This is a genomic window from Anaerovibrio sp. (assembly GCF_045637405.1).
Taxonomy (GTDB): domain Bacteria; phylum Bacillota; class Negativicutes; order Selenomonadales; family Selenomonadaceae; genus Anaerovibrio.
Window position 1 is genome coordinate 1 of record NZ_JAZTZI010000068.1, and the last position, 11,046, is coordinate 11,046.

Sequence of the window (11,046 nt, forward strand, 5' to 3'; positions counted from 1 at the left end):
GACCACTACTTGTCCACCTAGTGCAACGAAAAGGCGCGAACAATATGGGCGGTTTATTGATAAAGATGGTGTTTTAATGAAAGATTTGTTGTTTAATACACCTTCTGGGGCATCTGATTTTGTATGTTTAGCTAGTACAAACGGAAATGATGAGTGGAAAAACCACAATGATGTCAAGTTGAAAGATTTATTAAAGAAAGGGGTTTGATACTATAACCATAAATATGTAGAATTACATTCATATTGACATAATAAATGTTAAAATGTAATATATAAGTACCAAACAGGTGTATAAAAGAATAAGCCTAAGGGGCCTTTGGTAACTGTATTCCAATTCATATTGAAATGCTGGAACCAAAGGCTTTTTGTTTGTTTAATAATAAACATATAACGTGTATTTTTATTGAAAAATATACGACGGATGTATATAATGTGAGAAGAGGGATAACGATGACAGTTTCTGAATTAAAACGGTTACTAAAAAAGCATGGTTGTTATTTCGTGGAGCATGGTGGCAAGCATGATAAATGGTACAGTCCCATAATAAATAAGTATTTTAGAATTCCCCGTCATGCATCTGAAATAAAGACAGGGACAGTAGAGGCTATCTTAAAACAGTCAGGTATTAAGTAAAAGCAAGGAATTGAGTTTTATTCAAATAATGTTAAAGGAGTGAATAAAAAATGGCAAAATATTCGTATCCGGCCGTATTTACACCTGCTGAAGAGGGCGGGTATATAGTTACATTTCTTGATTTTGAGGGCGCAACCCAGGGGGAAGATGTTACAGATGCAATTGTAATGGCTACTGATTATCTGAACTTTGTATTATGTGATTTAGAGGATGATAGTGAAGCAATTCCTCAATCAACAGATATAAAAACTGTTGAGGCACCTAAAAATGGTTTTGTGAATATGATTGTTGCTGATACTGATGCGTACAGAGAAATATTGTTAAAAGAGAACAACCCTATTAAATATGCTAGAGAAAAGGCAAAATTAAACATCAAGCAGTTGGCGGATTTATTGGGGGCACCATATAGAACTGTACAGGAGTGGAATCGTGGCAAAACATTCCCACCGAAGTGGGTGGAAAAATTAGTTATTGAAAAAATTGAATCTGTTATGTGAGAAAATGATTATATAAAGAGAAAAGAGGTGCAAGCGTGGAGGAAATCAAATATGATGTTGAAACTGGTATCGAATTAAAACGGGATATTCGGCCAATTACCATAACATATCAAGGGCAAAGTAAAACCTTTAATATGCCTGGCTGGTATCCACAAAATGATGAATGCGAGGCCACTTTTACTTACGAAGATCTTGAAGTGTACGACAATGCTTTCAAGGAATTAAAGGCAATAGTAGTAGGAAAATGATATATTTTAATGAAAGCGCCGGAGTGTCCGGCGTTTTTTCTTTTCAAATTATCAGTTATAACTGATAGAAAAAGTAGATTATTTTATTTTGACGGTTATAACTGATAAAATACATAAATAATTGATTTTAGCAGTTATAACTGATAAAATCGTCTATAGAAAACATTTATCAGTTATGATTGGGGTGATAAACATGATTAAGCGTGATTTATATATGAATCGGATACGGCCCTTTATTAATAAGGAACTGATTAAGGTAATTACTGGTATTCGCCGCTCCGGAAAATCTATTATGCTGGAATTGATAAAAGGTGAATTGCTGGAGCAGGGCGTATCAGCCAACAATATTTTCTCCTATAATTTTGAATCAATGGTCAATGCCCATCTATGTACCCCGCAGGCGTTATATTCAGAATTGAATGATAGGATAAAAAATATAGATAGCAAAGTGTATCTTTTTTTTGATGAAATACAGGAAGTTACAGATTGGGAGAAGGTAATAAATTCTTGTAGGGTGGATTTTGATTGCGATATTTATATTACTGGTTCCAATGCCAAACTTTTATCTGGTGAACTGGCTACTTATTTGGCTGGCCGCTACGTGGAGTTTGCCATATATCCCTTTTCCTTTAAAGAATTTATGCAGATGTACCGCTCAAAGTATCCACAAATTACAGATGGAGAGGCTTTTAAAAAATATATTCAATACGGTGGTATGCCATATTTGGGAGAATTGGATTATCAGGATACTCCTTCAATTCAATATTTGCAGGATTTGTATAATTCCGTGGAATTAAAGGACATCGTGAAGAGAAATAAAATTCGTGATATAGACTTGTTGGAGCGAATAATGTTTTATGTTATGGCCAATATAGGCAACACATTTTCAGCTTCTTCTATTTCAAAGTATTTCAAAAGCGAAGGACGAAATGTTTCAGCTGAAACAATTTTAAATTATATTCATTCCTGCATAGACGCGTTTTTATTTTATTCGGTAAAACGTCAGGACTTGGCAGGCAAAAAGCTACTTAGCGTTCATGAAAAATACTATTTGGCTGATCATGGTATAAGGCAGGCAGTATTAGGCTCCAATACTCAAGATATAGCTCTGGTACTGGAAAATATAGTATTTTTGGAATTGATTCGGCGAGGCTACGAGGTTACTGTGGGAAAGATTAATAACAAGGAAGTCGATTTTATTGCCAAAACACCGCAAGGCTTGATTTATGTACAGGTATGTTACTTATTGGCTTCGCCGGAAACAATAGAGCGTGAATTTGGTGTATATGAGAATATTAAGGATAATTATCCCAAATATGTACTGTCCATGGATGAATTTGATATGAGCAGGAATGGGATAAAACACCAAAATATTCGGGATTTTTTACTAGGAAATCTTAGTGAATCAAATTTGAAAGATGAAAATGAACTTTAGACTTTGAGTAAGGGCTGATGAAACCCCGTGTGATTTCATCTTGCTTACTGGGAAAATATAGTATTGGTGTGTATAAAGAGGGGTTTTTGTATGCAGTCAGAAAAAGAGAAAATGCTTAATGGCCAATGGTTTCAGGATAATGAGCCTTGGATGGTGAAGCAGCGGGCCTTGGCCGGGAATACCTCTACCGTTTATAATCAGACTATGGTTGAGGAAAAGGAGAAAAGACATAAGCTGTTGAAAGACCTTTTGGGCCATATCGGGGAAAATTCATTCATTGCTAATGGTGTACAGTTTGATTACGGTTGCAATATCTACATTGGGGATGATGTATATATAAATTTCAATGTTGTATTCCTCGATGGTAATGAAATACATATTGGCGACAGATGTCTGATTGGCCCCGGGGTGCTGTTTGCCACTCCTTCCCATCCACTGGTTGCGGATGAGCGCTCCAAGCATTTTAACAAGTATGGGGCATATTATCCGGAAAAGGTTGAAAAAATTATTTTGGAGGAAGATGTCTGGATAGGCGGTAATGCTACCATTATGCCAGGCGTGAAAATCGGCAAGGGAGCAATCATTGGTGGCGGCAGCGTAGTTACCAAGGATATCCCGGCATATTCTCTGGCTGTGGGCAACCCTTGCAAAGTAGTACGGCAGATTACCGATGATGACCGAATTGGGAATATTATATAATGGTTACTAAGCCGGGGGAGATATCCCGGCTTTTTCTATTGATTTCATTTTTTCAAAAAATCATCAATTATGGTATAATGTTCTGTACGATTGTTTGTTTTTGAGAGGATGTATCAATTTGACATTAAATAGAGAAAAGAAATATTTAAAGATGCTGACATACGGCTGTCAGATGAACTTCAGTGATGCGGAGCGTATGGAGGGTGAGCTGGCCAAGCTGGGCTATGAGTCCATTGAAGATATGGACAAAGCTGACCTTATTATGATAAATACCTGTGCGGTCCGGGAAAATGCTGAGGACAAGGTCTATGGAAAAATCGGTGAAATTAAGAATCTCAAACGGAAGAATCCTGACCTTATTTTTGGAATCACCGGCTGTATGGCACAGAAAGAAGGGGAGAAGCTGATTAAGCGGGCTCCCCATATTGATTTTGTACTGGGTACCAATAAAATTCAGGAAGTGGTTTCCACTGTTTCCAAGCTGGAACAGGCTCAGGTGAAGCATATCGTTGACACGGAAATCAATGAAAAGGATTTACCGGAGGAGATATCTATCCACAGAAAGACTGCCTTGTCGGCTTGGGTGCCAATTATGTATGGCTGCAATAATTTCTGCACCTATTGTATCGTTCCTTATGTAAGGGGGCGGGAACGGAGCCGTATGCCTGAGGACATTGTTTCTGAGGTTCAGGAGGCTGTGAAGCAGGGCTACAAGGAGGTTACTCTCCTTGGTCAAAATGTTAATTCCTATGGTAAGGACCACAAGAAGGCTACCTTTGCTGAGCTTCTTTCAATGGTGGGCAAGGTGGAAGGTATTGAGCGGGTGCGCTATATGACTTCCCATCCAAAGGATTTAAGTGATGCAGTAATTGATGTCATTAAAAATAGTCAGCATATCTGTACCCATTTCCATTTGCCGGTGCAGCATGGCTCCAATAGAATATTGAAGGCTATGAATCGCGTTTATACTGTGGAGGCCTATAAGGAGCTTATTACTAAGATTCGAAATGCGGTGCCGGATGCCACTATTACCACAGATATTATTGTGGGGTTCCCGGGAGAAACTGAGGATGATTTTCAGCAGCTTCTGGATTTAATGGCATGGGTTCGCTATGACCAGGCCTATACCTTCATTTATTCCAAGCGTTCCGGCACTCCGGCAGCAGAAATGGAAGAACAGGTGGATGAGGATGTGAAGCATGACCGTCTGAATCGCCTTATGGAGCTTCAGAATAAGATAAGTCTGGAGAAAAATCAGCAGCTTCAGGACAAGGTGGTAAAGGTTATGGTGGAGGGGCCAAGCTCTAATGATGACAAGGTTTGGTCCGGACGTACCTCCGGCAATAAGCTGGTGCTGTGGCCATATCAGGGCCATGAACAGCCTGGGGATTTGGTAGAGGTAAAGATTTGTCAGCCTCAGACCTGGGTGCTGAAGGGGGAACTGGCGTAAGCATAGCATGATGGCGTAAATCTGCCCATAGATAAAGTTGTTTAGTATAGAAGGAATGGTATTTTCATGGAAATGACACCAATGATGCAGCAATATATGGCCATAAAGGAGCAGCATCCCGATGAAATCCTGTTTTTTAGAATGGGAGATTTTTATGAGATGTTTCTGGATGATGCGGTGACAGCCTCCCGCGAGCTGGGACTGACCCTTACCAGCCGCAGCGGTGATGTAAAGAAGAATCCCATGTGCGGTATTCCTTATCATGCTGCTGAAAGCTATATTACAAAAATTGTAAATAAGGGCTATAAGGTGGCTATTGCTGAGCAGATTGGTGACCCAAAGGCCAAAGGACTTACAAAACGCGAGGTCATTAAGGTCATTACTCCAGGTACCATTTTGGAGGAAAGTGCCCTTCAGTCTGCTAATAATAATTATATTGCCTTGGTTTATGAAACTGACGAGGAGGTTGTACTGTCCGGGGCGGATATTTCCACCGGGGAGTGCTTCTATGGTGTTTATACTGGGGATGACCGTCTGCAAGCCCTTTATGATGAGCTGTATCGTATCATGATGCCGGAGCTGATTATTTTGGGTGAGCCCTCCTTTCTAGGTGACTTAAAGGCCTTTATTGAAATGCGTATGGCAGCCTGTGCCTTCACCCGTATTGAGGCACCTGTTAAAAATGTGGATGATTTGATTATTCAGCATTTTGATGTAAACAACCGCCCTGCTGGCCGTTCTGCCAGTGAAGCCGTGGCAACTATGCTGGGGTATCTCCACGACACGGTGAGAACTGATCTTTCCCATTTGTCCCAGCTTACCAAGCTGGATTTTGCCAATAATCTGGTTATTGATACCTATACACTGAGAAATCTGGAAATCACCCGTAACCTTCGTGATGGTGGCAAGAAGGATACCCTTTTGGATGTTCTGGATTTTACGGATACGGCAATGGGTACCCGCCTCTTAAAGAAGTGGCTGGAATATCCCCTGATCAATATTGGGCAGATTAATCAGCGTCTGGATGCTGTGGAAGAATTGTCCAATGACTTTATCCTTCGTGGAGAGCTGAAGACCTCCACCAAGTCTATATACGATTTTGAGCGTTTGCTAACCCGTATTGAAGTGGGAACAGCCAATGCCAGGGATATGGTAGCTCTTAGGACTTCATTTATGGCCCTTCCTGTTATAAAAAAGCTTCTTGAGGGCAGAAAATCCCAGCTTTTGCAGAAATGTCATGATGGGATTCATCTCTATGAGGATTTTGTGGACCTTTTAAACAGGGCAATTGTGGATGCTCCAGGACTTACCATTCGTGATGGCGGCATTATCAAGGAAGGCTACAATGAGGAGCTGGACGAATACCGCAAGATTTCCCGTGACAGTAAGCAGCTATTGCAGGAGATGGAGGAAAAGGAAAAGGAAGCCACTGGCATACGCGCCTTGAAAATCGGCTACAATAAGGTTTTTGGTTATTATATTGAGGTGCGTCACAGCGGAACTGAGCTGGTGCCGGAACACTATGTCCGTAAGCAGACCTTGGCCAATGCCGAGCGATATATTACCCAGGAGCTGAAGGAATTTGAAACCAAGATACTGGGGGCTGAGGAAAAGATTGTAAACATTGAATACAATCTTTTTATGGAAATTCGCGACACCATTAAGGCAAAGCTGGGAGATATTCAGGAAACTGCCAAGCATATTGCGGCTCTTGACGTGCTTACTGGCCTTGCTGAGGCGGCCAGTGCTTATAACTATGTGCGTCCACAGCTTTTAAATAATGGACAGATTGATATTAAGGACGGTCGTCATCCACTGGTGGAGCGGATTTTGACAAGGGATTTGTTCGTTCCCAATGACACCCGTCTAAATCACACTGAATGTGAGATTATGCTGATTACTGGTCCAAATATGGCTGGTAAATCCACCTATATGCGCCAGACAGCCCTGCTGACCCTTATGGCTCAGGTGGGTAGCTTTATTCCGGCACGGGAAGCCACAATTTCCCCGGTGGACAGAATATTTACCCGCATTGGTGCCAGTGATGACCTGGTAAGCGGCCAGAGTACCTTTATGGTGGAAATGAACGAGGTAGCTCAGATTCTGAAATATGCTACCCGTGATAGTCTGGTTATTTTGGATGAAATTGGCCGTGGTACCAGTACCTTTGACGGCATGAGTATTGCCAGGGCAGTAATCGAGCATATTCGTGAGCATATTCACTCCAAGACCCTATTTGCCACCCATTATCATGAGGTTACGGACTTGGAGGATGATTTGATAAAGAATTACTGTATTGCCGTAAAGGAGAAGGGCAAGGACATTAGCTTCCTTCGCCGTATTATTCCGGGCTCTGCAGATAAATCCTATGGTATTCACGTTGCCCGTCTGGCGGGACTTCCAAAGGCGGTAACCCAGCGGGCAGAGAAAATACTGGAGGCACTGGAGGCCGATGGCTCCAGGGTTGAGGATATCCCATTAACCAAAAAACAGGAGAAAGCCAAAGCGGTGGCTGAATCCAATGATATGATGGCATCTCTTTTCGGAAATTCCATCAGTGATGAGCTGTTGGGCATGGATGTTATGACCATGACCCCAATAGAAGCAATGAATACCCTGTATCGCTTACAGCAGCAGGCCAAAGAGGAGGCGGGACGAGGATGAGTTTCGTACATGTTCTTGACGATAGCACTATCAATAAAATAGCAGCAGGTGAAGTGGTAGAAAGACCTGCTTCAGTTATTAAGGAATTAATCGAAAATGCCATGGATGCCAAGGCTGACCGTATTGAGGTGGAAATCATGGCGGGAGGTACCAGCTTTATGCGGGTATCGGATAATGGTATCGGCATGAGCATGGAAGATGCGAAGATGGCCATTCGACGTCACGCCACATCGAAAATCTTTAAGGTTGAGGACCTTATGGATATAGATACCTTGGGCTTCCGTGGTGAGGCACTTCCAAGTATTTCCTCTGTGTCCCGTTTTACATTGCAGACCCGTCAGGCGGGGGCAGAGTTGGGAACTGAGGTGAAGATTATCGGTGGCAAGGAGCCGGAAATCGGTGAAACGGGATGTAGCTTGGGTACCACTATTCGGGTGGAGGATTTGTTTTTTAACACCCCTGCCCGTAAAAAGTTTATGAAAACCAATAATACCGAGGCCGGCAAGATAAATGAGTTTATTATAAAGCTGGCCATTTCCCGCCCTGATATTGCCTTTAAATTTATAAATAACAATAAAACCTCTGTGGTGACTCCGGGCAATGGTAATCTACATGATACGCTGCGCAGTATTTATGGAGGTTCTGTAGGGGATGCTCTTTTAGGCATGGATTTTGCCGATGATGATATTACTATCAAGGGATATATTTCCAAGCCTTCCACTATCAGGAGCAACAGGAACTGGCAGACCTTTATTGTTAATGGACGTATTATTTCCAATAGGGCTATGTCAAAGGCAGTGGACAATGCTTACTCCTCACTGATTCCAAAATCCGGTTATCCGATGGTGGCCCTGATTATGGAGGTATCACCAAATTCTATTGATGTCAACGTTCACCCACAGAAAAGTGAAATAAAATTTGAGGATGAGGGCAGAATTTTTAAGGCTGTGTATAAGGCTGTGCTGGATGCAGTGCGCCCTCATGGTGAGGCTCTTGGGAATATTGCTGCCCAGGTGGAGCGTCCTGAAAGACATTTTTCGGGAATTCCAGCTTCCATGAAGGAGGCAAAGCCTGTTATGGAGCCACTTATTGACGATATGCACTTTGTACCGGCATCACAGCCAAGGGTAAACAGTGCAGCCAGCTCCGTAAGTCACAGTAGTTTTACCCCCTCCAGCATTCCATCTTCGGCTTATCAGTACCGGGTGGAGCAGCAGGCCAAGACTTTGCATGAGGCCCAGGGGGAATTATCTCAGCTGAATGATGAAGGCCTTGTTGCTTCTAATGGCATAAGCGCAAATGAGGCAGATACAACAGCAAGTTGGACTGATACAACGGTACATAAGTCAGAGAAAGCCGCAAATAGGACAGAAACAGCGGTATTGGAAAATGATGTACTGGTAGATACAGAAACTGGGGAAGTAATTGAGAAATCTGTTGGTATCAGCGCAACGCCAATGGTTCCTATCGGTCAGGTGGATAATACCTATATTATTGCCCAGGATGCAAATGGTCTTTATATCATTGATCAGCACGCTGCCCATGAGCGCATATTGTACGATCGTTTTGCGGCTATGACGGAGCGTATACCGTCTCAGCAGCTGTTGGTGCATCTAATATTGGATTTCAGTGAAAGGGAAGCTCAGCTTATTGAAGGTAATCTGGAGATGTTCCATAGCTTGGGCTTTGGCCTTGAAGCAAGTGGGCCGGACCAGTACCGTCTCATGGAGATTCCGGCAGATATTCCTGTGGGCGAGGCAGAAAACACCATTAGAGAAATATTGGTTTCCCTGGAGGATATGCATCAGCTTAGTGCGGCGGAGATTCGTCATAAGTGCCTTGCTATGACAGCCTGCAAGGCGGCCATAAAGGCTGGCTTTGAGCTTAATTTCCGTCAGATGGAAATTATTTTGGATGAGCTTAATAAAACAGCCATGCCATATACCTGTCCTCACGGCAGACCGACTATTTTGAAATTCAGCAGCGATGAGCTGGCCAAGATGTTTAAACGCACAGGCTTTTAAGCTGCACACATATATTTAGGGAGAATTAATGCTAAATACCATTGTCACGACAGACAGAAAAAATCATAAGGAAAGTATTGAGCTGGCAACCTATGCGGCGGAGAAGCTAGGGATAAAAAATGTTAAGCGCAATCGGGCGGCTTTACCGGAAATGCGTGAAGAATACGGTGTAGATAATATTTTGGTAGCTAAGAAGGGCAGCTTTGTTTTGGATACCCTTGAGGGGGAGCTGTTTTTCCACCCTAATATGTCCCAACTTCGCATAAAAAATATACGTATGGGAGATGAGGATCACATGACAACCGCCATGGATTTGAAGGAAGGCATGAGCGTTTTGGATTGTACCCTGGGGTTTGGGGCTGATGCCATAGTGGCCAGCTTTGTTACGGGCGAAGGAGGCAGTGTCACCGGTCTGGAGGCCAGCCCACTTATTGCCTTTGTCACTGGTGAAGGCATGAAGCATTTTCTCGCCACCAATTACGAGCTTCACAGTGCCATTAAGCGGGTAAATGTCATAAATGCTGATTATAATGATTATTTAAAGACTCTTCCTGATAAGTCAGTGGATGTGGTTTATTTTGATCCCATGTTTCGTCATCCATTAAAGGACAGTCATAATATAAATCCTATTCGTGCCGTGGCGGACCATCGTCCCTTGGAGCTGTCAGCTGTGGAGGAGGCCAAACGGGTAGCCAGACATAGAGTTGTAATGAAGGAAAACAGCCGTAGTCTGGAATTTGCCCGCCTTGGATTTGATACTATTGTGGGAGGCAAGCACTCCAAGGTGCATTATGGTGTTATTATACTGTAGGTGTAATTGATAGAATGATGAATGATAATATACCGGACAATATGCAATACAGCTTTTTGGTAAAGCTGCGAAATGAGCACCCGGCATGGCGCTTATTGGCCTCTGAGCAGTGCAGCTTTGTGGCGGCTTTCCTTTATCAGGAGTTTATGGTAAAGAATCAGAGAGCCGTACCAGAGGACAGCTTATTGGAGGATCTTAATAATTTCATATATGACCTTCACGATAATGCCGAGGCCAAGGGAATTATCCGTCCCGCCAAGGATTATCTTGCTTCATGGACTGACGGCCAACACTCATGGCTCCGTAAATTTTTTGTGAAGAAGAAGGAACCCTGTTATGATTTGACAGCAGACGCTCAACGTGGTATTGAATGGCTGGCTGGTTTAAGGAAGCAGAGCTTTATTGGCACGGAATCCAGAGTTCGTCTGGTGTTTAAGCTTATTCGGGAAATTGATGAGGAAAGCAATATAAGTGCTGAAAGCCGTATTGCCCGGCTTAAAGAAGAAAAGGAAGCTATTGAAAAGGAGATTTCCCGCCTGGAAAATGGTGGTGCTCCAAGGGTATTAGATGATGTTCAAATAAAGG

At 42.6% G+C, this 11,046-nt stretch carries 10 protein-coding genes and 2 pseudogenes; all 12 read left to right on the forward strand.

The window, feature by feature from the left end; all coding sequences use genetic code 11:
* Positions 1-208, forward strand: a 208-nt coding sequence (locus ACKI5G_RS05170; protein WP_407398282.1) for a DUF4357 domain-containing protein, incomplete at its 5' end; no start/stop codon positions are given.
* 242 nt (positions 209-450) lie between these two features.
* Positions 451-633 carry a type II toxin-antitoxin system HicA family toxin gene (locus ACKI5G_RS05175; RefSeq protein WP_407398284.1) on the forward strand — a complete coding sequence of 61 codons (183 nt, stop codon included), beginning with the start codon at positions 451-453 and terminating at the stop codon, positions 631-633.
* Between the two features lie 50 nt (positions 634-683).
* Complete coding sequence (locus ACKI5G_RS05180) at positions 684-1,130, forward strand: type II toxin-antitoxin system HicB family antitoxin (protein ID WP_407398285.1); 447 nt, start codon at positions 684-686, stop codon at positions 1,128-1,130.
* Between the two features lie 35 nt (positions 1,131-1,165).
* Positions 1,166-1,378 (forward strand): hypothetical protein, encoded by a 213-nt coding sequence (locus ACKI5G_RS05185; protein WP_407398287.1) that lies wholly within the window; start codon positions 1,166-1,168, stop codon positions 1,376-1,378.
* A gap of 193 nt (positions 1,379-1,571) precedes the next feature.
* Positions 1,572-2,813 carry an ATP-binding protein gene (locus tag ACKI5G_RS05190; RefSeq protein WP_407398289.1) on the forward strand — a complete coding sequence of 414 codons (1,242 nt, stop codon included), beginning with the start codon at positions 1,572-1,574 and terminating at the stop codon, positions 2,811-2,813.
* Between the two features lie 111 nt (positions 2,814-2,924).
* A pseudogene (locus tag ACKI5G_RS05195) lies at positions 2,925-3,065 on the forward strand (maltose acetyltransferase domain-containing protein); the annotation flags it as partial.
* 261 nt (positions 3,066-3,326) lie between these two features.
* A pseudogene (locus tag ACKI5G_RS05200) lies at positions 3,327-3,432 on the forward strand (DapH/DapD/GlmU-related protein); the annotation flags it as partial.
* A 231-nt stretch (positions 3,433-3,663) separates the two neighbouring features.
* Positions 3,664-4,962 carry a tRNA (N6-isopentenyl adenosine(37)-C2)-methylthiotransferase MiaB gene (gene miaB, locus ACKI5G_RS05205; RefSeq protein ID WP_407398298.1) on the forward strand — a complete coding sequence of 433 codons (1,299 nt, stop codon included), beginning with the start codon at positions 3,664-3,666 and terminating at the stop codon, positions 4,960-4,962.
* A 66-nt stretch (positions 4,963-5,028) separates the two neighbouring features.
* Positions 5,029-7,626: a DNA mismatch repair protein MutS gene (mutS, locus tag ACKI5G_RS05210; protein ID WP_407398290.1), complete on the forward strand. Its 2,598-nt coding sequence runs from the start codon at positions 5,029-5,031 to the stop codon at positions 7,624-7,626.
* Entirely contained in the window at positions 7,623-9,650 is a 2,028-nt protein-coding gene (gene mutL, locus ACKI5G_RS05215) for a DNA mismatch repair endonuclease MutL (RefSeq protein WP_407398292.1), read from the forward strand. The genes mutS and mutL overlap by 4 nt, the downstream gene beginning before the upstream one ends.
* A 28-nt stretch (positions 9,651-9,678) precedes the next feature.
* Positions 9,679-10,461: a class I SAM-dependent methyltransferase gene (locus tag ACKI5G_RS05220; protein ID WP_407398294.1), complete on the forward strand. Its 783-nt coding sequence runs from the start codon at positions 9,679-9,681 to the stop codon at positions 10,459-10,461.
* A gap of 14 nt (positions 10,462-10,475) precedes the next feature.
* Positions 10,476-11,046: DUF3375 family protein (locus tag ACKI5G_RS05225; RefSeq protein ID WP_407398296.1), on the forward strand; the 571-nt coding region annotated here is incomplete at its 3' end.

Bases quoted from the DNA above. Each gene is read 5' to 3' on its own strand.
- ACKI5G_RS05175 (WP_407398284.1), top strand. From the start codon at position 451: ATGACAGTTTCTGAATTAAAACGGTTACTAAAAAAGCATGGTTGTTAT.
- ACKI5G_RS05180 (WP_407398285.1), top strand. From the start codon at position 684: ATGGCAAAATATTCGTATCCGGCCGTATTTACACCTGCTGAAGAGGGC.
- ACKI5G_RS05190 (WP_407398289.1), top strand. From the start codon at position 1,572: ATGATTAAGCGTGATTTATATATGAATCGGATACGGCCCTTTATTAAT.
- miaB (WP_407398298.1), top strand. From the start codon at position 3,664: ATGCTGACATACGGCTGTCAGATGAACTTCAGTGATGCGGAGCGTATG.
- mutS (WP_407398290.1), top strand. From the start codon at position 5,029: ATGGAAATGACACCAATGATGCAGCAATATATGGCCATAAAGGAGCAG.
- mutL (WP_407398292.1), top strand. From the start codon at position 7,623: ATGAGTTTCGTACATGTTCTTGACGATAGCACTATCAATAAAATAGCA.
- ACKI5G_RS05220 (WP_407398294.1), top strand. From the start codon at position 9,679: ATGCTAAATACCATTGTCACGACAGACAGAAAAAATCATAAGGAAAGT.